Below are 25245 nucleotides of genomic sequence, written 5' to 3'. Positions count from 1 at the left end.
TTGAATATTCATATTTTTACTTATTTTTAAAGCACCTTATTCATAAGGTGCTTTTTTTCACATGTAACCTGTGTTACGATAGATAGAGCATTAACGAACTGCGATGTTGCCACCAGAACTTGCCTATATATGAAACGCATTTTGCAATTGCATCCAATGATCGATATGCAGGTTGGCCTGCTGCAAAATGCCATTGAACAAGTCGGGACGGATCGTGATCATATTTCTCTTCATGAGGGAGGCTTTTCACAATGAGTACGGTAGACCGTATCCTAGATAAAGCCCTTCGGGGCGAACGTTTGGACCTGGAAGACACGATTCAGCTGTTTGAATCGAACGAGATCGACAAAATCGGGGCTGCTGCCAATGTTATCATGAAACGCATGCATCCCGAGCCTTACAGAACTTTCGTCATTGGGCGTAACGTCAACTACACCAACGTGTGCGACGTCTACTGCCGTTTTTGTGCTTTCTATCGCCGGCCGGGTTCGGATGAAGGCTATGTGCTTCCGGATGAGGTGATTTTCCAGAAAATTCAGGAAACCGTTGACGTAAACGGCACCGAAATTTTGATGCAGGGCGGCACAAACCCCAATCTGCCATTCAGCTATTACACCAATTTGCTCAAAGCGATCAAGGAGCGTTTCCCTGAAATTACGATGCACTCCTTCTCGCCGGCTGAAATCCGCAAAATGGTCGAAGTGTCGGACGGCCTGACATTGGAAGAGGTTATGCGGGAAATTCATGCTGCCGGACTCGATTCCTTGCCTGGCGGCGGAGCAGAAATCCTCGATGATCGGACTCGCCGCAAAATCAGCCGCCTGAAAGGTTCCTGGCGGGATTGGATGGACGTCATGCAGACGGCTCACCGCATCGGCATGAACACAACCGCAACGATGGTGATCGGGTTGGGCGAAACGATGGAAGAGCGTGCGCTGCACTTGATGCGCGTCCGCGAAGCACAGGATGAATGCATCGCGAACAACTATGATTCCGAAGGTTTTCTGGCCTTTATTCCATGGACCTTCCAGCCGGATAACACAAATCTCAAGCTGGAGCGCCAAACGCCGGAAGAGTACTTGAAAACGGTCGCGATCAGCCGCCTCGTGCTCGACAACATCAAAAACATCCAGTCCTCCTGGGTAACGATGGGACCGGAAATCGGCAAAAAATCGCTGGAATTCGGATGTAACGATTTCGGCAGCACGATGATTGAAGAAAACGTCGTTTCTGCCGCAGGTGCGACATATAAGGTCAACATTGGCTCCATTTTGCAGCTGATTCGCGAATCCGGCTATATTCCGGCACAGCGTAATACCAAATATGAAATCCTGCGCATGTTCGACGAAGAACAGAATGCGGTAGAGCATGATTTCGTGATGCAAAACTAGGATGTAAACGTCATTATAATATCTTCCGGCCCGCCTTTTTCTCTTCAAGAGAAGGGGCGGGTTTTTTCAGGATGATCATGTACCTACAAAAAATATAATCGAATAAAGCTCAGAAAAAGATCAAAAAAGAGTACATATTGCACGTTGAACGCTATTTTATAATCATTTTAAGCTGATAAAATGAAAGGGCATTCAGAACGGAAGAAGTATATATCATCATGAAAGGAGTGGGCTTCCTTATGAAACAAAGAGTGTTGGGCAATACAGGCCTGAAGGTGCCCGTGCTCAGTTTTGGTGCATCCTCCCTGGGTTCGGTATTTCGGGATATTGATCGCAGCGAAGGCATACGGACCGTGCATGCGGCGGTGGACGCAGGAATGAATTATATCGATGTTTCCCCTTATTATGGGTTGACCAAAGCGGAAACGGTGCTCGGCGAGGCGCTTAAGTCGCTCCCGCGCAGTTCGTATACGCTCTCTACAAAAGCAGGACGTTACGGTGAAAACGCATTCGATTTCTCCCGCCAACGCATATTGGACAGCGTGCAGGAAAGTTTGGCGCGGCTCCATACGGAGTATATCGATATCCTCTTTTTGCATGATATCGAATTCGTTCCGGCCGACATCATCATTGAGGAAGCGTTTCCGACGCTGTTGCAGCTGAAAGAACAAGGCATTATCCGATATGCGGGCATTTGCGGCTTGCCCCTGCAGCTGTTCGAATACATGCTGCCTCGGCTTGAGGCGGATGCCATCATCTCCTATTGCCATTATGCGCTGAACGACAATTCTTTATTGTCCTTGCTGCCGCTTCTGGACAAAGAAGGCGTGGGCCTGGTCAACGCCTCTCCTCTTTCGATGGGATTGTTAAGCACGAGAGGAACGCCTGCTTGGCATCCTGCGGATGACGAGGTGAAGCAGGCATGTCTGGACGCAGCCCGCTTCTGCACGGAACAGGGGAGCGATATCGCCAAGCTGGCCGTGCAGTTTGCCACAGCCCACGAAAGAATTCCGACCACGCTGGTGAGCAGTGCAAATGAGCGGAACATTCGCAACAACGTGGCCTGGATCGAGGAGCCTATGGATGAGGAATTGCTGAACGAGGTGCTCCGCATTTTGGCTCCGATCCATAATGTCACCTGGACGAGCGGACGGCCCGAATATAACGAAAAAAGGCAGCAGACAGCCAAGGGGGAACCGAAATGAGAGCGATCGTATGCGAAGAGATTAACCGTCTGGCCCTTCGGCATGTGGACGAGCCTGTCATGGGTGATCAAGAAGCGCTGGTATCGATTCGCAGAATAGGCATTTGCGGCACCGATCTTCATGCGTATAAAGGAAATCAGCCTTTTTTTACTTACCCGCGTATTTTGGGGCATGAATTGGCAGGCGTAATTGATCAAATCGGAAACAATGAAGCCGGTTTGCAGCCGGGAGATCAGGTTAGCATCATTCCTTATCTTCACTGCGGTCAATGCATCGCGTGCCGAAGAGGCAAAACCAACTGTTGTGTTTCCATGCAGGTGATGGGCGTGCATGTGGATGGCGGGATGCGCGAGCAAATTGCCGTTCCCGTGTCACACCTGGTCAAGGCAAACGGCCTGACCCTGGACGAAACGGCCATGATCGAACCACTCAGCATTGGCGCGCATGCCGTCAGAAGGTCGGCCATACAACCTGGAGATCAGGTCGTGGTCATCGGAGCCGGACCGATCGGTCTGGGCGTTATGGCATTTGCGAAGCAGGCAGGAGCGAGGGTCATTGCTGTCGACCGAAATGCGAACAGGCTGGAACTCGGCCGGACCTGGGCCGGGGCGGATGAACTTGTTATTGCAGCGGACGACGCAGCAGTCCGGATTGCCGATTTAACCTCAGGCGATTTTGCAACCTCCGTTTTTGACGCCACCGGAAACGTGCAATCGATGAATGAAGCGATTCGTTATGTTGCTCATGGTGGGCAATTGATTTATGTCGGTTTGGTGAAGGCGGACATTGTTTTGCATGATCCCGAATTTCACAAACGCGAGATGGAAGTGCTGGGAAGCCGCAACGCCACACGTGAGGACTTTGAACGTGTGATGGCTGTATTGCGCGGGAAAACGTTGAATATGGACGGCTTCATTACCCACAGGGCACGCTTCGAGGAATTGCCTGATTTCATGAATCGGCTGCTGCTCCCTGAAACGCAGGCCGTAAAAGCCGTTGTTGAACTGTAAAGAAATGTGCCGACCGGGAATTTGGCGGACGTGTGCTGCGAAATAAATATATAAACGGCAAAAAATATACACACGTTAACGAAGAGGCAGAACCAATCTGAAGAAGCGAAGCGTTCGCTTAAAAGCTTTCTGAAAGAAAGCTGCATCGGAAGCATAGGCTTATCACCGGATTACTCCTTAGAAAAGGAGATTCAAAATAATCTGGGGATAACAGCGATCGGAAGATGGTACTGCACTCGTAGTGGCCTAGTGTGATTGATTAATGCAGTTTCTATAACAACAAAAAACTCTCTCTGATCTGGTGCGGAAGCATGCCACACACAGATCAGAGAGAGTTTTTATTTGAATCCCCTGGTTATTTTTCAGGGTGGGTAACGATGCCGGCATGCGGATCGATATGCCGTACGACCGATTTGAGCCAGATCATTTCCAGAACGTGGATTTCATAATAGAGCGTGCCGGGAATTTGCTGAATCCAGCCATCCGCGTTAGCGGGTTGCGTTATGTCTGCAGCTGCAAACGGTATTCCAGGTTCACGACGCAGTCGTTTGCGCAGCGCGGCCTGCACCTGATCGCTTTTGGAGGTCAATATATACAACTTGCGCTTCGACGTAAATCCCCGAAAAGCAATATACACCATCTCGTACGCAATCAGGTAGGCAATCACGGAATACATCGCTTGATCCCAGCCGAATACAACACCGGCTGCCGTCAGAATCAACAAGTTGATCAGCATAATTATTTTTTCAACCAGCATCCGCTTCCCGCTAAACAGGCGTTCCGGCGGACGGGAGGACGGATCACCGATTTCCAGCGTATCCAGCGTTCCGCCATACCTTACTACAAGTCCGATGCCTAGTCCAAGGCACAGACCGCCGAAGATGGCTGCAGCCAGAGGATGCTCTACCAGTGGCGGCATTGGATAAAGCACGAGGGCACCGATCGAAAAGACAACCAGCCCGAGAACGCTGACCAATACGAACTTTTTTTGAACGATCCGATAGGACAGAAAAATAAAAGGTACATTAAACAAAAACAGGAACAAACCGATTCGCATCTCTGTCCAGTGAGCGAATAGCGAGGACAGGCCCGTGATTCCGCCGATAATGATTTTGTTCGGATGTAAGAACAATTCAAGGCCCACGGAGGCCAGAATGCCGCCAACGACCACCAAAAGCAGGTTAAGCAGACGATGCGTAGGCTTCGTTCGGGTCTTGGCGGGCGATTGCGCCGGATTAGCCGAGATCAGAGGTGCTTTCATGCGTCATCCTCCTTTGCGGCTGCGAGCCCTTCTCCCCGGGTGGGTTACAGAAAGAACGGCGAATGAGCCGCGATTGGTTTCAAGGGAATGCCTGGGTCAGAAGACATCAGCCTTCTTCCTGAAGCACCTTGGTTTCTTCTTTCTTTTTACGAGGGTTCTTGAACTTGAATATTTTGTCCAGCAATCGGAAGACGTGCTTGGATTCTTTGGTCAACAACGGCCCGAGTATAGCCAGAATCAGAACGTACAGTGCCGCGAAAGGCTGCAGAATCGGCAGTAGTCCGCCTGCTTTGCCCATGTTGGCCATGATGATAGAAAACTCACCGCGTGAGACAATAGTCAGTCCGATATTGGCGGAAGCTTTCGGTGAAAGTCCGGCGCTTCGTCCTGCCAGCATGCCTGCCAGGAAGTTGCCGAATAAGGTAACGACCACCGCGATCAAGGCAAGCCATACCGCTTCCCCGCCCAAGGCCAACGGATCGATAGACAGACCGAAGCTGAAGAAAAAGATGGCGCCGAAGAAGTCGCGGAATGGCAGAATCAAGTGTTCAATGCGTTTCGCATGCTCCGTTTCCGCCAGTACCAGACCAACGAGCAAGGCACCGATGGCTTCCGCAACGTGAATGGTTTCGGAGAATCCGGCAACCAGGAACAATGCACCGAAAACGACAAGCGAGAATAGCTCGTTGGAACGGATTTTGAGAGCTTTGTTCAGCAATGGCGTCGCCTTGCGCCCCAGTATGATGACGATAAGCATGAAACCAAGTGCGACAAGAGCGGACATGAGCACGCCTCCGATGGAAGACGAGTCGCTGAGCACCAGTCCGGACAGGATGGAAATATATACGGCGAGGAACACATCCTCGAACATAATAATGCCAAGAATCATTTCCGTTTCCGGGTTTGCCGTCCGTTTAAGGTCAACCAGCACTTTGGCCACGATGGCACTGGAGGAGATGGTCGTGATTCCAGCGATAACGAGCGCTTCCGCTACCGGAAATTGCGCAGCAAAACCGAGTACCAAACCTAGAGTAAAGTTGATGGCGATATAGATCGAACCACCGACCGCGATGGAACGGCCGGATTTGATCAATCTTCCGACCGAGAATTCCAATCCGAGATAGAAGAGCAGGAACAGAATCCCGATTCGTCCCATAAAGTCGATGAAGGGTTGGCTTTCGATAAAACGAAAATCCAAATGCCAGATTTTCATCGCATGGGGGCCGACGGCCATCCCGATCAAGATGTAGAACGGAACGACCGAAAAGCGCAGTTTTGCCGAGATCAGGCCCGCAGCCGCAATGAGCACAAGGGCCAAACCGATTTCAAATACCAAATGGTCCATGCAGTCACCCCCTTCCGGTCAGAAGGAGAGACTTGAACAGCTTCTGCTGGTTGCGTTCGCCAACGGCAACAACCGTGGATTCTGCCGTGATCACGACCTCCGGACCGGGGCTGATATGTTTTTTGTGATTTTTCTCTACAACGGCAATGACTGTTGCCCCGGAGTTCTGACGCACATCCAGTTCTCCGATGGATTTGCCGATGCAGCCAAAAGAGGATTCGATTTTATACCATTCGATGATCAGGTCATCGAAAGTGACTTCAATGTTTTCGAGCTGCTTCGGTTTGTAGGTCAATCCGCCTACAATGGCGGCAATTTGTCTTGCCTCATGATCATCGAGCGTGATCATGGAGATGCTTTGATCAGGGTCGTCGTATTCGAAATGATACATTTCCCGTCTTCCGTCATCATGGATAATGACAACGATTTTGTCTCCGCTGCTCGTTTCAATCTGAAATTTTCGGCCGATTCCCGGCAAATCCGTTTCACGTACATCCATTCGTTAAATGCCTCCTTAATATTGAAGGCCGGTCGAAAGTCAGGCGATTACCCGAAAATCCGATGATAGTCCACCGAGGAACGGGGGATTGAGGACGTGAAAATACGCCATGCTCAGACAGGTAAACAGAGCCGTGACTTTCAACTACACAGCCTTTGTCGTAATTTGGGTGAGCAAGGTACAACAATTACAGCTCGAATAAGACGATGCTATCGAACAATCCAATCATTAACGTTTGCATAATGGGTATTAAGTTATGCACAAGCGCACCGTCGTGCCAAGAGGGCAGAGGCGACTCTATGCAAGGCAGCCTAAAATACGGATTGCGTCACAATCAGAGCGCATTCGCGTACTTTGGTGCAAAGGAAGGGGATGACACAAACAAACTCGTGAATTTGATGGGCAGCAGAAATAATCTGCGTTTAAACAGATAAATCAACGGTTTAAAGGGCAGACGGGGAGCGGGAATTCGCAGCAGCAACAATAAGTTGACCACAAGAAACACAGGCCTGCTATGCGTAACCGCCAGCAGCTTGGACATGATTTGCGGATATTTGCGAATTAAAGGCTTTTGCTGGGACTCCGTAATTTGAAGCGCCGCCTCCTTGTTGGAGGTTGCATCCACAGACACACCTACAGCAGATTCCGACTGCATGGGAATAGGGAAGCACAAGCCCTGAAATACGCACAAAATAACGATCATGAGGCATCTCAGCAATTCCGAATATGTTCTCATCTTGGCTTCCCTCCTTTTCCGTGAAACATACTGTTATAAAAATAATAACACATTTTTGTCTTTTCTCCAAACCGGATTATTCGATGTTGAGAAATCATGACACCCTTTCCATCAATCCGCTTCGTATATCCCTGTTGGCCTTGCCATATACTTTGAACAGGATGGAAAGGAGTGAGCGACGTGGAATTGTTCAATGTATGGACAGAGGTGTCCGGAGCGGATGAGGCAGAACGTTTTTACCGGTGCGTCAAAGAGAAAACCAAAGGATTACATATAAGCAAAAGAGGTTTTCGGCTCACGTTCAAACATAAGAACGGGAGAGCCGTCTGGGTATGCAGAGGCAATGAAAAGCACGCCGATTTTCAGCAATGGCTGCCCAAAATCAGCGAAGTGCTGGCATTCGGCTTGGCGGATTTCATTATGGAAACCCAGGAACGATCCATCGCGGAACGCCTGATCTCCAAAGCCTGCTCGGTGATGGAACAAGACGAGATCGAAAAGGTTAAACGGATTTTCATGCCGCTCCTTGATCAACATGTGATGGGGCAGCAGGGAATGAGGGAACGGAGACGAAATACATTGGCCGGCGGTTTGCGAAAGGATCTGGAGGAGGTCCATTTTTTTTCGCTGGAAGGCATCATCCGTTTCCGTATAAAGCAGTATAGACAGGAGCTTCAGGAGCTGGTGGAATACGCCATTGATGAGTTCTGGATGGATCGCCAGTACGAGGAGTTTATGGGGCTGCTTAAATACTTTGTATTTTTCCAGGAAGCGAAGGTGCCGCTGGTACATCTTGTGCACAAAGGCTCGCATGAGTTCCGCGTGTTCGATGCCTCGTTCAATCCGCTGCCTGTTCAAAAAGACGAGCAGGTTGTCGTCGAAATGCCGGGACTGGAGCTGGAAATGGACATTGAGGACATGATTGTCAGCACCTTGATCTCCATCTCTCCCGAAAAAGTGCTGCTGCACACACGCACTCCGGATCTCCCTATTATTTCAACGATCCGCAACATTTTTGAGGACAAGGTTCAGATCTGCCACCAGTGCCCCGAGTGCGAGGTGCTCCGGACGGGGCTGATGACAGGTCTTGACGCAAGTGATCTTGGCAATTATAATAACTGTTGATTCATGAAGTCTTCACTTCATGGCCATACGATTCAATCTACAATAAAAGCGTTGACAAAGACATGGGCCATGCGCAAGGTTGGTGCAGAGAGGGGAAACAAGGCTGAAATTTCCTCCGAAAGCCACGTTTGGTTTACCCCTTTGTAGCTGCAGTTTTGAAAACGGCTAAGCCTGTGCATCTGACGACAGGCATTCGTCGTGAGTAAGGACTTGCCGGGTCATGCCCGTTATCGACATGCCAATGAGGGCTGCATGCCATAAGTTTTGTGAAAGGCAGCCGAATTAGGGTGGAACCACGAGTATGATCACACTCGTCCCTTGACCGGGACGGGTGTTTTTTGCGTTTTTGCCGAAATGGCGGGAACCGCATAGATTTCAGTCCGTCTCCGTGAGGACACAGCTCTAACATTCATAGGAGGAATGAGACCAATGACAGTAAACATTAAACTTCCGGACGGCTCCGTCCGCGAATATGCCGAAGGAAGCAACATTGAGGACGTAGCAGCTTCGATTAGCAGCGGATTGCGCAAAAATGCGGTAGCCGGCAAATTGGATGGCATCGTGGTAGACTTGTCCACACCGCTTCATGAAGGAGCTTTGGTCGAAATCGTGACCCAGGATACTCCCGAAGGACTTGAAGTGATGCGCCATAGTACCGCACACTTGCTCGCTCAAGCCGTTAAACGCTTGTACGGAAGCAAAGAGGTTCATCTCGGCGTGGGACCTGTTATCGAAGACGGATTTTATTACGACATGGATTTGGAACATCCGCTTAACCCGGAAGATTTGCAAAAGATCGAGAAGGAAATGGAACGCATTGTTGGCGAAAACCTGCCGATCGTTCGTAAAGAAGTTAGCCGCGAAGAAGCGATCCGCACCTTTGAAGAGGTGGGCGATCCGTACAAGCTGGAACTGATCCGTGACCTGCCCGAAGACAGCGTAATTACGATTTATGAGCAAGGCGAGTTCTTTGACCTTTGCCGTGGTCCGCACGTGCCTTCCACAGGCAAAATCAAAGTGTTTAAACTGATGAACGTTGCCGGGGCTTACTGGCGCGGAGACAGCAAAAACAAAATGCTGCAGCGTATCTACGGCACGGCTTTTGTGAAAAAGGCACAACTGGACGAGCACCTGCGCCTGCTGGAAGAAGCCCGCAAGCGGGATCACCGCAAGCTGGGCAAGGAACTGGAAATCTTCACCTTCTCCCAACTCGTGGGTCAAGGCTTGCCGATCTGGCTGCCGAACGGGGCGAAGCTTCGCCGTACACTGGAGCGTTACATCGTGGACCTGGAGGAAAGCCTGGGATACCAGCATGTCTACACACCGGTTCTGGGTAACGTGGAATTGTACAAAACGTCCGGTCACTGGGAGCATTATCAAGAGGACATGTTCCCGAAAATGGAAATGGATAACGAAGAGCTCGTGCTCCGCCCAATGAACTGTCCTCACCATATGATGGTGTACAAGTCCAGCATGCACAGCTATCGCGACCTTCCGATCCGCATTGCCGAACTGGGCATGATGCATCGTTACGAAATGTCCGGTGCACTGACAGGACTGCATCGCGTGCGTGCAATGACGCTGAACGATTCCCATATTTTCTGCCGTCCGGACCAGATCAAAGAAGAATTTGCACGCGTGATCGAACTGATTCAGACGGTTTATAAAGATTTCGGCATTGACGAGTACCGTTTCCGTCTCTCGTACCGCGATCCGCAGGATACGGAAAAGTATTTCCAAAACGACGAAATGTGGGAAATGTCCCAGCGTATGCTGCGTGAAGTCGTAGAAGAGCTTAACCTGCCGTTCTATGAAGCCGAAGGCGAAGCGGCATTCTACGGTCCGAAGCTGGACGTTCAGATCAAAACCGCTCTGGGCAAGGAAGAAACGCTGTCCACTGTACAGCTCGATTTCCTTCTCCCTGAACGCTTCGAACTGGAATATGTCGGAGATGATGGACAGAAACACCGCCCAGTCGTTATCCATCGCGGCGTAATCAGTACGATGGAGCGTTTCACGGCATTCCTGCTGGAGAACTTTGCGGGCGCACTGCCGCTCTGGCTCTCTCCGGTACAGGCTAAAGTTATTCCGGTATCCACCTATTTCGACGACTATGCCCGCGAAGTGGAGGCCAAGCTGAAACGTGCAGGCATTTCCGCCGAAGCCGATCTTCGCAACGAAAAGCTGGGTTATAAAATTCGCGAAGCCCAATTGGAGAAACTTCCATATATGTTCGTTGTCGGAGAGAACGAGCGCAATGCCGAAGGTGTATCCGTGCGTAAACGGGGCGAAGGCGATTTAGGCATGAAGCCTTTGGATGAAATCGTGGCTCAATTGAAAGAAGAGATTGCTTCAAAACGGGTGTGACGTGCTACACGTTCTACACTGAAATCTAAACTAACATCTAAACTAACTCGGGAAAGGCGATCGATGATAAGCAGCCCGTGATTGGAAGATCCGTCATTCAGTATGCGGTTATGGCCGCGTGCTGGGTGCGGGTCTTTTTTGATGGATATCGATTTTAGAGTTATTGGGATTGGTATAACAACAGGGCATTTTGGAAAACCTTTGCAGTAAGGGGGAGGTTATATCCATGTCCATGTTCAAAACAAGTTCAATCCGAACCGTACCATTTCTGTTTATGTGCAGTGTCATCTTTGTTGTACTGATGTTTATAGAGGGAAGACAGGCGTTAGCTTACACGTTCGAAGAGGATAATGGCGAACGATTTGTCGAGCATATGAACCCTCCGCATCTCGTTTCTGCAGGCATAAGCAGCCATTATGCACAACGACTCATCACCAATGACCATGTTCGGGTGACGACGATGGGAGTATTATCCTTGCTGTGGTCCTCGAATGTGAACGATTCCAATGCAGGGAAACTGGCCAAGAACGGCGATGAATCATCCATACCTGTGTTGGCTCCGCGATCCGAACAAATACTGGATACACATAAAGTAACGGCAACCGGTTATACGGCAGGCGTAGAATCCACGGGCAAAGGACCCAAACATCCGCAGTACGGGATAACGTATTCGGGAGTAAAGGTGCGGCGGGACAAGGAAACCGTATCCACGATCGCTGCAGATCCGAAATTGTTCCCCATGGGCTCCATTCTATACATTCCTGGGTATGGATACGGAATCGTTGCCGATACGGGTTCAGCCATCAAGGGCAACAAAATCGATCTTTATTTCCCGACCATCAAACAGGTATATAAGGAATGGGGCAAAAAAGACGTTGAAGTGCAGGTCATCAAACAAGGAAACGGAAAGTGTACCGAAAAAATGCTGGATGAGCTGACAAAAACAATTAATGTGTATCGAAGCATTCCGGATTCTTGGTTAGACAAGGCCATCTAGGGTGATTTGGACGATGAATAACGGCAAAGGACTCTACACATAATACTTCTGGGGACAAGAGCGTTTGTGCATATCGTGCTTGAATCCCAAATACTAAAAGTGAGGTGCATTCATCGTGCCAAAAAATTTCCAAACAGGTCAAACTCCTAACCAGAAGTTCAATGCAGAATTTGGTCAAGAAAACGTAAAAGGAAAAGTGCAAAAGGCTGCGCAAAACAAAGTGCAGGAAAACTACAAAACTCCGGATGAAAAATTTAACTCCGAGTTTGCCGTAGAAGACCAAGGCCTTAACGAAAAGTAATCAAGTAACGATCAACACCCTGGAGCTGATGTGCTCCAGGGTGTTGTTTTATTTATTTTTTTACATAAATACCCATTCGCATCGGTCTCGAGACGGAGTTGGGTTCCATCTGCCGCCGCTGTTCATGACTCCTTGTCTGCGTTAAACTGGTTACAGAATCAATGAAGAAGGAGAAATGAGCGATGAAACATTCTATGCGGGACCGTTGGTGGATTGGCATACCGTTGATCGCGGTCGGTCTGGTCATTCTGCTCAAACAAATGGGTTACGATATTGACATCGGATACGTGTTTAGAACATACTGGCCGGTATTTTTGATTTGGTGGGGATTCAAGGGCCTAACCGAAATCCGGCGAAACGGAGGTTACGCGGCGATCGGACCGGTCATCGTGCTTGCCATAGGCGGGTACTTCCTTGCGCGTAATCTGGATTGGATCGACTATTCCATGGGTGAGTTTATCCGGTACCTCATTCCCGTCATGCTGATTGGCGGAGGATTGTTTGTTTTGATCGGGCCACGCCGAAGAGACCGCAAGCATAAAGACCAAATGCAGTCCCCTCCGCCTGAGGCATCCGAAACCTACAAGCCGCTTACTCCGGAAGAATTGGAGATGCCTTCCACGTTTGACGAGCAATTCGAAAAAACGTTCGGCAAACCGAATGGCGGAGAAACAAGCGGAGTGCAGGGTAACGCCTCAACGCCACATGGTTCACACCATTCCGGGGAACAGCAATCCTGGAAACAATTCTCCCACGATTCCAAAGGTTACGAAGATGGCCAACATGGGAAACATGGGCAGCACGGCTACGGCTATGAAGATTACGGCGACGGCAGAAACATCAATAAATCCACGTTCATCGGGGACCTTCATCTCGGACAGGACGTCTTCCAATTGAAGCCGATGAATATCTCGACATTCATTGGAGACACGGTCATTGATCTTACCAAAGCCCAAATCCCTTACGGTGAAACCAAAATTAACATCTCTTCCTTTATTGGAGACGTCAAGGTGTTTGTGCCGGCCGACATGGACCTGGGGATCACGGTAACCACCAACTCGTTTATTGGCGACATGAGTTTGCTGAATCAGAAGCGGGGCGGATTTTTGAGCAGCGCACAGACAGAAACTCCGCATTACCGCGAAGCCGGCAAAAAAGTTCGCATCGTAGTCAGCGTATTTATTGGCGACGTCAAAGTAAACAAGGTGGGGTAAGATAAAATGCTTCGAACAATTCTAAAGGCGAATAAATGGGAGCTTATGATGTACTTTGTCCTGACCGGGCTGATTACGCTGGGGGGCTTCTATCTAATGTACGGCGATGTGCTGGCCGAGGCCGGCCGTCACCGTGCATGGACGTATGCCGCAATCGTCGTACTGGCTACGATGATTACCGGATACATCGCGGCACTGCGGCTGCAGCGCAAGATCGATCTGCTGGATCTCAACATGCTCAAAGTGTCCAAGGGGAATCTGGCCGTTCGCATGCCGGAGACGGAAGATTCTTCTTTTGGCCGCGTATATGAAGAATTCAACGTTATGATGGAGTCCATCGAGAAAAAGATGAGGCTGCTTCAACGTCTTGGAGAACACGAGGTGATCGAGAAGGAAAAGGCGTCCGAACACGCGGTTCTGGAAGAGCGCAGGCGGATGGCGAGAGATCTGCACGATACGGTCAGCCAGCAGTTGTTCGCGATCCACATGTCGGCTTCTTCCCTGCCTAAACTGCTGGAAATCAATCCGGAGCATGGCCGCAATGTGCTTGCCCAGCTTATCCAAATGTCGCATGTCGCCCAGCGTCAGATGCGGGGATTGATCGCCCAGCTCCGTCCGGTTGAACTGGAAGGACGTAATCTTGCCGAAGCGCTGGATAGCTGGTTTCCCGATTATTGCAGGCAAAATGGCCTTAGGGGCGTCAAAGAGCTGGAACTGGATGGCGGAGTGTCCGAGGCCATTGAGCACCAGCTATTTCTCATTATTCAGGAAGCTGTGGCCAACGTGGTAAAGCATGCCGAAGCTTGCATGGTCAGTCTTTCGATCAGGGAAAGCGAGCATCAGATCAGCGTCAGCGTCAGCGATGATGGGCAGGGTTTTTTGCAGCAAACCGACCGCCCTGGTTCTTATGGGCTGTCGACGATGCGGGAACGGGCCGAGAAACTGGGGGGACAGGTTCAGATTATTTCCAAACCGGGAGCGGGAACGACGGTGCGCGTGTTCATCCCGAGATTCCAGGACAAGTTTGAGGGGGAAACGGTATGAGCGGTAAAGTCAACATTATGATTGTGGACGATCATGACATGGTTCGCATGGGGCTCAAGACGTATTTGATGCTGGAGCCTGCCTTTCATGTCGTGGCTGAAGCGGGAAATGGCCAGGATGCGCTGGATCAGCTGCGTCGATTGGGCAAAGAGGAACTGCCTGATCTGATCCTGATGGATCTTATGATGCCGATTATGAATGGAGCAGAAGCTACGCAGGCGGTTATGTCCGAATTTCCGGGTATGAAAATCGTCATGTTAACGAGCTTTCTCGAAGATGATTTGGTCGTGCAGGCGATTGAGGCAGGCGCGGTAAGTTACGTACTCAAGACCGTATCGGCGGAGGAGCTGATTTATGCGCTTCAAGGCGCCCATCGCGGCATGCCTGTCATGACGGGAGATGTGTCCCAGGCGTTGACAAGGGGCATTCGGCAGCGCACGGCAAGGGAGAACGAATCCGGACTTACGGAACGGGAGAAAGAGGTCCTTTTGCTTATTGCCGAGGGAAAAAGCAACAAGGATATCGGTGAGGAACTACATATCAGCATCAAAACGGTCAAAACCCATGTGAGCAATCTGCTGATGAAATGCGAGATGGATGACCGCACCCAATTGGCCATTTATGCCTATCGACAAGGATGGGTAAAGCCGCCTCAATGACATAAACCGCGAAAAATGCAGTCGTGATGCGGTTTTATCTCCTTTTTAATTGTTTTTAAGGTACAGTTAAGGTTTAAAGTACAAAATAAGGACAGTTAAAGAATATCTCTTGCATACAGGAGATTGGGAGGTAGAATGGCATGGATGAACGTACTTACAGACCTAACCGCCAAGATGGACAAAACGAACCTAATCAGGCGGACAATCGCAATACATCCGGAACGGAAGACTCCTCATATTATTACTCTTATGGACCTTTCCAGTCCGTGAACCAAAATGATACATCGTCTTCGAATCATCGTGAAGAAGGAACGGTTGAGATTACAAGACCCGAGCCGGTGAAGGCTGTACCCGCATTCTACAGTGCAGGGCCATCCGAACCTCCTCGCAGCCAAGGGAACGGAGGCAACGACGGGAATGGCGGCAACGGCAATGGGAATTGGAATTTCAACAATAACGGAGGCAGCGGCAAACCTCGTCGTTCTTCGATCCGTTCGCTCTTGTTTTCCTTTATTGCCGGCATGCTCGTTATTACGGTGTTGATGTACACCGCAGATCGTACAAATATGTTTACGCCGCAAGAGGCGCTGACCAGCACGCAGAATGAAAGCACTAGCGAGACAACGCCAACGAATTCGGGAAACAGCAACAACGTGACGGCATCGCTGCTACCGACCGGCAAAACGGATGTATCCACCGTTGTCAGCAACACAAGTCCTGCCGTAGTCAAAATCGAAACGCTGGCCAAACAATCTACCCGCAGCAGTCAGGGCGGATCGACTTTGAGCGACCCGTTGTATCAATACTTCTTCGGGGGCCAAGGCGGTATGAATGGCGGCCAAAGCCAACAGCAGCAGCAGCAAAGCACCAACCAGCTGACTCCGCTCGGCATCGGTTCGGGATTTATTTTCGATAAAGCGGGCTATATCCTCACCAACCAACACGTGGTACAGGGCGCTGACGTCATTCAGGTAACGCTGGAGAACAACAGCAAGCCATATGAAGCAAAACTGCTCGGCAGCAGCTTCGATCTTGACCTTGCCGTGTTGAAAATCGAGAAAAATAGCGGGGACGACGATTTCCCTGTAGCTCCCCTTGGGGATTCCAACAGCACTCAAGTCGGCGAATGGCTGGTTGCCATCGGTAACCCGGAAGGCTTTGAACACACGGTTACTGCAGGTGTATTGAGTGCGAAAGAACGTACAATCAGCATTCCGGACGAAGATACGGGCAAAACGCGTGAATACAGCCACTTGCTGCAAACCGATGCTTCGATCAACCCTGGTAACTCCGGCGGCCCATTGCTTAACCTGAATGGGGAAGTCATCGGGATGAACGTTGCGGTCAGCGCAGATGCACAAGGGATCGGCTTTGCCATTCCGTCCAGCGTCATTTCGGAAGCCGTCAAATACCTGAAAGAAAACAAAGAGGTTCCAAAGGAGCCGGTTCCGTTCATCGGCGCTTCTCTTATGGCTTTGACTCCTGAAGTGGCAAAACAAATGGGCACGGACATTACCGAAGGTTCCGTCGTGGCCAGCACGATCTACCAATCCCCTGCTTATCAAGCGGACCTGCGTCCGTACGATATCATTACAGGTGCGAATGGCACAGCTTACAGCACGAGCCAAGATTTGATCGATTTCATCAAAACGCAAAAGATTGGCAGTGAAATCACATTAAATGTGGTGCGTGATGGCAAAAAAATGGACATCAAAGTGAAAGTCGGCAACAAAAACGATTACGATACAACACAAACGACCGAGCAACAATAACGGCAGCCTGAAGGAACGAAATGTTTGGATTCGAGGCTCGGGACGAACGGGAGGGCTTGAATGCCCTTCCGTTTTTTTGTCCGAACCAAAGGCAGCCGGGCATAAAGATGCAGACGGGGTGACAGCCTGCTACAATGGAAATACAACTATAAAAACGTCAAGATAAAGGGGAAAGACCATGCGATCAACGATACTGATTGTGGATGACGACGAAAAAATCGTGTCCATGCTCCGGCGGGGGCTGGCATTCGAAGGGTATGAAGTGCAGACGGCGTCCAATGGCGCCGAAGGGTTGAATAAATTGATGGATAAGGAACCGGACGTTGTCGTGCTGGACGTCATGATGCCGCAGATCGACGGATTTGAAGTATGTCGCAGGCTGCGTGCGGCAGGAAGCAAGGTACCCATTTTGATGCTGACGGCAAAAGATGAGGTGCAAAGCCGGGTGACCGGACTCGATACCGGCGCGGACGATTATCTCGTAAAACCATTCGCTTTGGAGGAACTGCTCGCGCGAGTACGCGCCTTGTTGCGTCGCAGATCGGATATCGCCGATGCAGCGGACAACCGGCTGACGTATGAAGATCTTATTCTGGACAATGATTCGCGTGAAGTGCTTCGCGACGGCAAACGGCTTGAGCTTACCGCCAAAGAGTTCGAATTGCTGAACCTGTTCATGCAAAATCCGAAAAGGGTGCTGTCGCGCGATCTGATCATGGATAAAATATGGGGCTACGACTACAGCGGCGAATCCAACGTGCTTGAGGTTTACATTGCCATGCTCAGGCAGAAAACGGAAGAACATGGAGGCAAACGTTTGATCCAAACGATCCGTGGAGCGGGTTATATTTTGCGAGGTGACTCCTGACATGTCCATCCGGTTAAAATTAACCGCTTGGTATTCAGGCATCCTGGCTGCGGTATTGATCTTCTGGGGAGTTGTCATCTATGCGTTCGTCTATTTCAATTCCTATCAGGAAGTGGAACAGCAATTAAAGGTAAAGAGTGCCCGAATTACGGAACAAATCGGCGTAAACCCGCTGTCCCAGTCGCTGGATCTGGATCAATTAACGGAAAATCAGCTTCAGGAAGCGCAAATATATATCCAGCTGGTGGATTATCAGAGCCGATCCGTGAAAATATCTGGCAATATGGAGAGGCTCGGCATCCAGTTTCCCGTGCTGAGCACAATAGAGATTTTGAAAGAACGCGGCATATCCAAAGTATACGTTAATGGAACGCCATTTCTGGTGAATCAACAGCCCTTGTCCCTTCAGGGAACCAATGAGATCAGAGGCGCACTGCAGGTTGGCGCCAACGTGAGCTCTCAGGAAAGATTGCTTGAGGCTTTGCTCAACATTCTTATTTTCGGCTGGCTTGTCGCGATGGCTCTGGCGATTACGTCCGGGCTGATCTTGGCGCGCAAGTCGATGCGCCCACTGGTCAACGTGATCGATGCCGCCAATCAGATTCAGTCGGGAGATGACCTGAGCGTCCGCATCCAGTATTCGGGACCGAAGGACGAGATCGGTCGCCTCATCGAGACGGTAAATAATATGCTGGAGCGCACGGAGCAGTCTTTCCGCGGACTGGAGGAGACGAATGCGGCACAGCGGCGGTTCGTATCGGACGCTTCGCATGAGCTGCGCACGCCGCTGACGACGATCAGGGGCAATGTGGATTTCCTTAAAAAGCTATGGGACGTGGAAAGCTTGGAGCGATCCAATCTCGACGAGGAAACGATCAAGCAAATGTCTTTGGAAGCCATTGATGACATGGCCGACGAAGGCAAGCGCATGAGCAGGCTGATCAGCGACATGTTGTCCCTGGCCAGGGCGGATACCGGCCAAAAAATCGAGCTGCAGCCGATTCCGCTGCAGATTCTGGTGCAGGAAGTGGCGCGCAGATCCCAATTCCTCGATAGGCAGGCAGAGTGGCATCCGGGGGACTTCTCCATCCTGAACGGCATCTACGTGAACGGCAACAAGGATTATTTGCAGCAAATGCTGTTTATTTTTATTGAAAATGCATTCAAGTATACACCGGACGGATCGGTGACGATGGATGCCATTTTGTACAAGGGGCAGGTGGGACTGCGAGTCAGCGATACGGGGATTGGCATGGAACGGGATGAAGTGCCTCACATCTTTGATCGCTTCTATCGCGCGGACGAGTCGCGCGGGGCAACGCCTGGCATCGGCCTCGGCCTGTCCATCGCGAAATGGATCATTGAGGAACACCATGGTTCTGTGGAAGTGGTGACGAGACGCGGCGAAGGAACGACCTTTATAATCTGGCTGCCGGTAGTCTTTGCTCCGCCTATTGAATAAAGGTATAATGGAGTAGACTGCAAAACCATTGGCAGCAATGCCAAAAAAGAAAGCGGGTGGCAACCAAGTGGAAGTATTGCGAATTTCGCCGCGGGGGTATTGCTACGGGGTTGTGGATGCGATGGTGTTGGCACGCCAGGCAGCGCGCAACCTTGATTTGCCCCGGCCTATATATATATTGGGCATGATCGTGCACAATCAACATGTAACGGATTCCTTTGAGGATGAAGGCATCATAACGCTGGACGGTCCGAATCGAATGGAAATCTTAAGCCAGGTGGAGAGCGGAACGGTTATATTTACGGCTCATGGCGTATCGCCTGAAGTACGCAAACTGGCGCGGGAGAAAGGTTTGACCACCGTTGACGCGACCTGTCCGGACGTGACGAAAACCCATGATCTTATTCGGGAAAAAACGGCCGAGGGATACGAGATCATTTACATCGGCAAAAAGAATCATCCTGAGCCTGAAGGAGCGATCGGCGTTGCGCCAGACAAGGTTCATCTGATCGAAAAGGAAGAAGAGATCGCCGAACTTGACGTGCCGGCAGGCAAAATATTGATTACCAATCAGACCACGATGAGCCAGTGGGACATTAAGCACATTATGAGCCGGCTTTTGGAGAAGTATCCGGGTGCCGAGATCCACAATGAAATCTGTCTCGCGACCCAGGTCCGTCAGGAAGCCGTGGCAGAGCAGGCCGGTCAGGCGGATTTGGTTATTGTGGTTGGCGACCCGCGCAGCAACAACTCCAATCGACTGGCACAGGTGTCGGAAGAGATTGCGGGCGTTCGCGCTTACCGCGTCGGCGACGTGACCGAAATCAAGCAGGAATGGCTGCAAGACGTGGCCAAAGTGGCGGTAACTTCCGGCGCGTCGACGCCGACGCCGATTACGAAAGAAGTCATCGCTTACCTTGAGCAGTACGAACATGACAAACCGGAAACGTGGGAAATCAAGCGGACGGTGAACATGAGCAAGCTGCTTCCCCCTGTGCGCGAGAAGGCGCGCAACCATTCATAATGGGGTAAATGCATTCGGTTGAATGAAGCCGGCTTTTCAGATCTGAGATCTGAGAGGCCGGCTTTTTTGAGGTTATAGACATACATTCCATATGAAGTATGATTGAAAAATGCAGTTAAAACGTTGAAGCGGCATGCAAGACATTTTCCAAGGGGGAAAGCAGAACATTAACAAAACTTTTCTACATATATATAGCGACATTGATAGGGTGATGTACCAGATGAAGAAAATATTAAATTGGAGCATGCTGCTTTGCACAGAAAGTCTGTATACCAGAACAGATGGATGTGTTTGTGGTACGAAAAGGTTTGACGATAAGGAAAAAACATGGTATATTCACTTTAACGGATAAAAGCTAAAAAGCTTAAAAGCGAACAAGCGTTTAAGTGGAAGAGAATTTGATCGTATAATGACATCGATACATCTCAAGCGAGCTCTCATATATGAAAGGATGGATAATCATGATCGTAATTGCAGGCAAGTCAGCCGCGGAGGAACAAATTCAGGAAATCGTGACCGTAATCGAAAAGGAAGGGCTTCAAGCTCATGTATCCCGAGGGGAAGATCGCACGATTATTGGTCTCATCGGCAAGGTGGAGCCAAAGATGGCCGAGCATTTGCGCCAAATGAAGGGCGTCGAAAATGTTGTGAAAATCTCGAAATCCTATAAACTGGCAAGCCGTGATTTCCACCCGTCCGACACGGTCATCAACATTAAAGGCGTCGAAATCGGCGGAAAAGAACTGGTTGTCATGGGCGGACCTTGTGCTGTTGAATCGGCTGCACAGATCGACGAAATTGCCGGATTGGTCAAAGCTGCTGGCGGACAGGTGCTTCGCGGCGGAGCGTTCAAACCGCGCACAGGTCCATACAGCTTCCAAGGAACAGGCGTGGAAGGCTTGATCATGATGGCCGAAGCGGGCAAGAAGCATGACCTGTTGACCATCACGGAAGTCATGACTCCCGAATACGTTGATATTTGTGCTGAATATGCGGACATTCTGCAGGTAGGCACACGTAACATGCAGAACTTTGACTTGCTGCGCAAATTGGGCGAGTGCGGGAAACCTGTTCTGCTAAAACGTGGATTCAGTGCGACATACGATGAATTCCTTAACGCTGCCGAGTACATTCTGGCGGGGGGGAATCCAAATGTTATGCTGTGTGAACGCGGCATTCGTACGTTTGAAACGTACACGCGCAACACGCTTGACCTGTCTGCAATCCCTGTTCTGCAGTCCCTGAGTCATTTGCCGGTCATTTCCGACCCTAGCCATGGCACGGGCCGCCGCGAGCTCGTAGAGCCGATGACGAAGGCCTCCGTGGCCGCTGGCGCGAACGGACTGATTATCGAGATGCATACCGACCCGGACAATTCCATGACGGGCGATGGCGTGCAATCCTTGTTCCCTGACCAATTTGCGGGCCTGCTGCAGGATCTGGAGAAGTTGGCTCCATTGGTGGGCAGAACGTTCAGCACGGCCAAACAGCCGGCAGATTTCTTCCCGGCCAGAGTGGGCGTTTAACGTTTAATTCAATGATGTTTCGATTTTGCGCATAGACATATGATGTTGGGTAGCTGCCTAGATTGCCAAGTATACTGGTGATCGGGGCAGGTGCCCTTTTTTTTAGATTAGAGATTAACTATCGTCTGGGTAAAGAGGAATGGAGCTGCCCCCATAAAATAGACCGCAAATTGTGGTAGAGCTCCGGGAAAAGTCCATATTTCGATGTCACATTTCACCTCCATTGAACGTATTTATTAATCAATACTGATAAGAAACATTTATATGGCAGGTAATATCCAATATTTAGGACAAGATAGTGCCTGCTTTACCGCATTAAACTGGTCAAATACTGCATTTGCACTTTGTTACGAGAATTCAGAGAATTTATAAAATGTGAGCATATCTTACATCTCCGCAAAAAATACCTTACATAAGTATTGACGGTGTAAAGTCTGAGATTTATAATGACGACAGAAAAAAATTCGAATATGAACATTTTCTTTAGCGGGGCTGTTTAATGTTCGGAAAATTTGGGAGGACGAATACATGTCGGTAGAAAACGTATTGAAATCAATTCAAGAGAACAACATCGAGTGGGTAGATTTTCGTTTCGTAGATTTGGCTGGTCGTGCGCATCACATTTCCTTGCCGGCTTCCGCCGTTGACGCAGACACCTTTGTGAATGGAGTTGCCTTTGACGGTTCCTCGATTGCAGGTTTCCGTGGAATTGAAGAGTCCGATATGGTTATGATGCCAGATCCTGAATCGACTTACGTCGATCCGTTCACTGCACATCCTACGCTGAATGTTATGTGTGACATTTTCACACCGGACGGAGAGCGCTATGAGCGTGACCCACGCAGCATCGCTGTAAAGGCTGAAGCTTACCTGCAAGAAACAGGCATCGGCACAGCTGCATTCTTCGCACCAGAATCCGAGTTCTTCATTTTCGACGACGTACGTTACGAGAGCGGCACGAACAGCTCTTCCTACTACGTTGATTCCGAAGAAGCTTCCTGGAACACCAACCGTAAAGAAGAAGGTGGAAACCTGGGCTTCAAGGTACGTACCAAAGGTGGTTATGTACCGGTAGCTCCAGTAGATACACAACAAGATATCCGCAGCGAAATGTGTCGCCTTCTTGAAGAAGCAGGCCTGTCCGTTGAACGTCATCACCATGAAGTGGCGACAGCAGGTCAAGCCGAAATCAACTTCCGTTTTGATACCTTGGTAAAAACAGCAGATAACCTGCTCGTATACAAATATATCGTTCACAACACAGCTCGCCAGTATGGCAAAACGGCAACGTTCATGCCTAAACCGCTGTTCGGCGACAATGGTAGCGGAATGCACGTTCACCAATCGATCTTCAACGGCGATATCCCATTGTTCTATGAAAAAGGCGGATATGCCAACCTGAGCGAAATGGCTTTGCACTACATCGGCGGTATTCTGTACCATGCGCCTGCGCTGATCGCTTTGACAAACCCAAGCACGAACTCGTTCAAACGTTTGGTTCCTGGTTACGAAGCACCGGTTAACCTGGTTTACTCCAAAGGTAACCGTTCTGCAGCGGTACGTATTCCGGTTGCAGCCGTGACACCTAAAGGTTGTCGTATCGAGTTCCGTACACCTGACTCCACAGCTAACCCATACTTGGCGTTCGCAGCCATGCTGATGGCCGGTCTGGACGGAATCAAACGCAAAATCAACCCGACGGAGCTGGGTTACGGACCGCTTGACAAAAACATCTACGACCTGTCCGATGCAGACAAAGAAAACATCCGCAGCGTACCTGCTTCCCTCGAAGAAGCATTGGATGCTTTGGCAGCAGACCATGAGTTCTTGACTGAAGGTAACGTATTTACAAAAGAATTCATCGATAACTACATCAACCTGAAACGTGATGAAGCAAAATCCGTTGCGATTCGTATTCATCCACACGAATACAGCCTCTACTTCGACTGCTAATCAGCCGACGAAGAATCGTGCTATTAATGAAGGAAAAACCTCCGGAACAACGTTTCCCGGAGGTTTTTTCCTGATAAGATGGGGCGGGAAGTGGAATGGAAATTCGAATGAAGCGCATTTCCGGATTTTGCAGAAGCTTCTATCCAATATAGGCTGTCTTTTCACTCGGCGTATAGTGGCAGAATTTTTTTATTTTGATGTGGCAGTGCATTAACTTTGCAGGGCGATAAAGGAATTTGATTGCCCGGATCGTCGGCTACGGTGCTTATTGCCCTTGAAGTGGACAGGGAATACTGATATCATAGCGATAATATTTACTTCATATGTCAGTTACGGATGGAAAGGGTGGGGGAAGTTTTGACAAAGAGAGCTTACAATTTTAATGCAGGACCAGCAGCATTGCCATTGGAGGTATTGGAAAGAGCCCAAGCCGAGTTCGTAGATTTCCGCAATACGGGCATGTCCATCATGGAGATGTCTCACCGTGGAGCCGTGTACGAATCTGTACATAACGAGGCGCAGGAACGTTTGCTGTCGCTGCTGGGCAACCCAAAAGGATACAAGGTATTGTTCCTTCAGGGCGGAGCGAGCACCCAATTCGCCATGCTGCCGCTGAATCTTCTTAGCGAAGGGAAGACTGCGAGCTACGTCATGACGGGCAGCTGGGCCAAAAAGGCGCTGGCTGAAGCGAAGCTGATCGGGGAGACACATATCGCCGCATCTTCCGAAGCCGACAAATACATGCGTTTGCCTGACGTTTCCAACCTGGATCTGCCTGCAAATGCGGCTTATGTGCACTTGACGTCCAATGAAACGATTGAAGGCACCCAGTTCAAAGCATTCCCGGACACAGGAGCCGTGCCGCTCATCGCAGACATGTCGAGTGACATTTTCTGCAAGCCTTTCGACTTGAATCAATTCGGCATGATTTATGCCGGTGCTCAGAAAAACCTGGGGCCGTCCGGAATTACGGTGGTCATCGCTCGTGAAGAGCTGCTGAGCAGCTCGCCAAAAACGATCCCGACGATGTTCCGTTACAGCACGCACCTGGACAACAATTCCCTCTACAACACACCGCCTTCCTTCTCGGTATACATGGTAAATGAAGTGTTGAAATGGATCGAGGAGCAGGGCGGACTGGCTGGCATCGAACAGAAAAACGTCAAAAAAGCAGAGCTTCTTTATAACGCCATCGATGCTTCCCAAGGCTTCTATCGCGGTTGCGTCGATGCTTCCGATCGCTCTCTGATGAACGTGACGTTCCGTCTTGCTACGGAGGAGCTGGAAAAACAATTCATCAAAGCGTCAGAACAAGAAGGGTTCGTCGGTCTGAAAGGACACCGCAGCGTAGGCGGTCTTCGTGCCTCCATTTACAATGCGGCACCTTATGAGAGCGTAAAAGCATTGACCGATTTCATGAACCATTTCCAACAAACGAACGGTTAACGAGCAGTATCGCAGCATTGGCTGGCGGCCATGGCTATGG

Annotated in this window: 21 protein-coding genes; 17 read left to right on the top strand and 4 right to left on the bottom strand. The window is 50.0% G+C overall.

From position 1 onward, the window contains the following. The first annotated feature begins 251 nt into the window (after nt 1-251). The 3 genes from mqnC to L6H98_RS13980 all read left to right on the top strand — a co-directional run bounded on the left by mqnC (nt 252) and on the right by L6H98_RS13980 (nt 3606). Nucleotides 252-1391: a cyclic dehypoxanthinyl futalosine synthase gene (gene mqnC, locus L6H98_RS13990; RefSeq protein ID WP_236415914.1), complete on the top strand. Its 1140-nt coding sequence runs from the start codon at nt 252-254 to the stop codon at nt 1389-1391. A 239-nt stretch (nt 1392-1630) separates the two neighbouring features. Beyond that, nucleotides 1631-2596, top strand: coding sequence for an aldo/keto reductase (locus L6H98_RS13985; protein ID WP_236415911.1), 966 nt, complete (start codon nt 1631-1633; stop codon nt 2594-2596). Further along, nucleotides 2593-3606 (top strand): zinc-binding alcohol dehydrogenase family protein, encoded by a 1014-nt coding sequence (locus L6H98_RS13980; protein ID WP_236415910.1) that lies wholly within the window; start codon nt 2593-2595, stop codon nt 3604-3606. The genes L6H98_RS13985 and L6H98_RS13980 overlap by 4 nt, the downstream gene beginning before the upstream one ends. Before the next feature lie 355 nt (nt 3607-3961). On the opposite strand, the gene L6H98_RS13975 is transcribed toward L6H98_RS13980, so the two are convergent. The 4 genes from L6H98_RS13975 to L6H98_RS13960 all read right to left on the bottom strand — a co-directional run bounded on the left by L6H98_RS13975 (nt 3962) and on the right by L6H98_RS13960 (nt 7447). Next, nucleotides 3962-4867, bottom strand: a complete 906-nt coding sequence (locus L6H98_RS13975) for a YitT family protein (RefSeq protein ID WP_236415909.1) — start codon at nt 4865-4867, stop codon at nt 3962-3964. A 106-nt stretch (nt 4868-4973) separates the two neighbouring features. Next, on the bottom strand, nt 4974-6212 hold the full coding sequence (locus L6H98_RS13970) for a cation:proton antiporter (RefSeq protein ID WP_236415907.1): 1239 nt from the start codon (nt 6210-6212) through the stop codon (nt 4974-4976). 4 nt (nt 6213-6216) lie between these two features. Then, nucleotides 6217-6711 carry a cation:proton antiporter regulatory subunit gene (locus tag L6H98_RS13965; protein WP_236415906.1) on the bottom strand — a complete coding sequence of 165 codons (495 nt, stop codon included), beginning with the start codon at nt 6709-6711 and terminating at the stop codon, nt 6217-6219. 334 nt (nt 6712-7045) lie between these two features. After that, the gene (locus L6H98_RS13960) at nt 7046-7447 is read right to left on the bottom strand and encodes a hypothetical protein (RefSeq protein WP_236415905.1); all 402 of its coding nucleotides are present in this window, start codon (nt 7445-7447) and stop codon (nt 7046-7048) included. Nucleotides 7448-7627: 180 nt separating this feature from the next. Between L6H98_RS13960 and L6H98_RS13955 the strand changes: the two genes are divergently transcribed. The 14 genes from L6H98_RS13955 (at nt 7628) to serC (ending at nt 25205) form a co-directional block, all read left to right on the top strand. Next, nucleotides 7628-8572 carry a putative sporulation protein YtxC gene (locus L6H98_RS13955; RefSeq protein ID WP_236415903.1) on the top strand — a complete coding sequence of 315 codons (945 nt, stop codon included), beginning with the start codon at nt 7628-7630 and terminating at the stop codon, nt 8570-8572. A gap of 429 nt (nt 8573-9001) precedes the next feature. After that, on the top strand, nt 9002-10939 hold the full coding sequence (thrS, locus tag L6H98_RS13950; protein WP_236415901.1) for a threonine--tRNA ligase: 1938 nt from the start codon (nt 9002-9004) through the stop codon (nt 10937-10939). A 460-nt stretch (nt 10940-11399) separates the two neighbouring features. Beyond that, nucleotides 11400-11936, top strand: a complete 537-nt coding sequence (locus tag L6H98_RS13945) for a 3D domain-containing protein (protein WP_236416314.1) — start codon at nt 11400-11402, stop codon at nt 11934-11936. A gap of 115 nt (nt 11937-12051) precedes the next feature. Beyond that, nucleotides 12052-12237, top strand: a complete 186-nt coding sequence (locus L6H98_RS13940; protein WP_236415900.1) for a hypothetical protein — start codon at nt 12052-12054, stop codon at nt 12235-12237. A 182-nt stretch (nt 12238-12419) separates the two neighbouring features. After that, nucleotides 12420-13451, top strand: coding sequence for a cell wall-active antibiotics response protein LiaF (gene liaF / locus L6H98_RS13935; protein WP_236415898.1), 1032 nt, complete (start codon nt 12420-12422; stop codon nt 13449-13451). Between the two features lie 6 nt (nt 13452-13457). After that, complete coding sequence (locus L6H98_RS13930; RefSeq protein WP_236415897.1) at nt 13458-14495, top strand: sensor histidine kinase; 1038 nt, start codon at nt 13458-13460, stop codon at nt 14493-14495. Then, nucleotides 14492-15154 carry a response regulator transcription factor gene (locus L6H98_RS13925; RefSeq protein ID WP_236415896.1) on the top strand — a complete coding sequence of 221 codons (663 nt, stop codon included), beginning with the start codon at nt 14492-14494 and terminating at the stop codon, nt 15152-15154. The genes L6H98_RS13930 and L6H98_RS13925 overlap by 4 nt, the downstream gene beginning before the upstream one ends. Nucleotides 15155-15294: 140 nt before the next feature. Then, nucleotides 15295-16926, top strand: a complete 1632-nt coding sequence (locus tag L6H98_RS13920; protein ID WP_236415895.1) for a trypsin-like peptidase domain-containing protein — start codon at nt 15295-15297, stop codon at nt 16924-16926. Nucleotides 16927-17104: 178 nt separating this feature from the next. Next, nucleotides 17105-17794 carry a response regulator transcription factor gene (locus tag L6H98_RS13915; protein ID WP_236415894.1) on the top strand — a complete coding sequence of 230 codons (690 nt, stop codon included), beginning with the start codon at nt 17105-17107 and terminating at the stop codon, nt 17792-17794. 1 nt (nt 17795) lies between these two features. After that, nucleotides 17796-19256 (top strand): HAMP domain-containing sensor histidine kinase, encoded by a 1461-nt coding sequence (locus tag L6H98_RS13910; RefSeq protein WP_236415893.1) that lies wholly within the window; start codon nt 17796-17798, stop codon nt 19254-19256. Between the two features lie 67 nt (nt 19257-19323). Continuing rightward, nucleotides 19324-20280 (top strand): 4-hydroxy-3-methylbut-2-enyl diphosphate reductase, encoded by a 957-nt coding sequence (locus tag L6H98_RS13905; RefSeq protein WP_236415891.1) that lies wholly within the window; start codon nt 19324-19326, stop codon nt 20278-20280. A gap of 461 nt (nt 20281-20741) precedes the next feature. Further along, a complete protein-coding gene (aroF, locus tag L6H98_RS13900) occupies nt 20742-21806 on the top strand; it encodes a 3-deoxy-7-phosphoheptulonate synthase (RefSeq protein WP_236415888.1) in 1065 nt (354 codons plus the stop codon). Nucleotides 21807-22334: 528 nt separating this feature from the next. After that, nucleotides 22335-23759 carry a type I glutamate--ammonia ligase gene (glnA, locus tag L6H98_RS13895; protein ID WP_236415886.1) on the top strand — a complete coding sequence of 475 codons (1425 nt, stop codon included), beginning with the start codon at nt 22335-22337 and terminating at the stop codon, nt 23757-23759. A 336-nt stretch (nt 23760-24095) separates the two neighbouring features. Then, complete coding sequence (gene serC / locus L6H98_RS13890; RefSeq protein ID WP_236415884.1) at nt 24096-25205, top strand: 3-phosphoserine/phosphohydroxythreonine transaminase; 1110 nt, start codon at nt 24096-24098, stop codon at nt 25203-25205. The last annotated feature ends 40 nt before the right edge of the window (nt 25206-25245 follow it).

This window comes from Paenibacillus sp. JJ-223 (assembly GCF_927798175.1).
Lineage (GTDB): Bacteria > Bacillota > Bacilli > Paenibacillales > Paenibacillaceae > Paenibacillus > Paenibacillus hubeiensis.
This window is presented reverse-complemented; position numbering and strand designations above follow the sequence as displayed.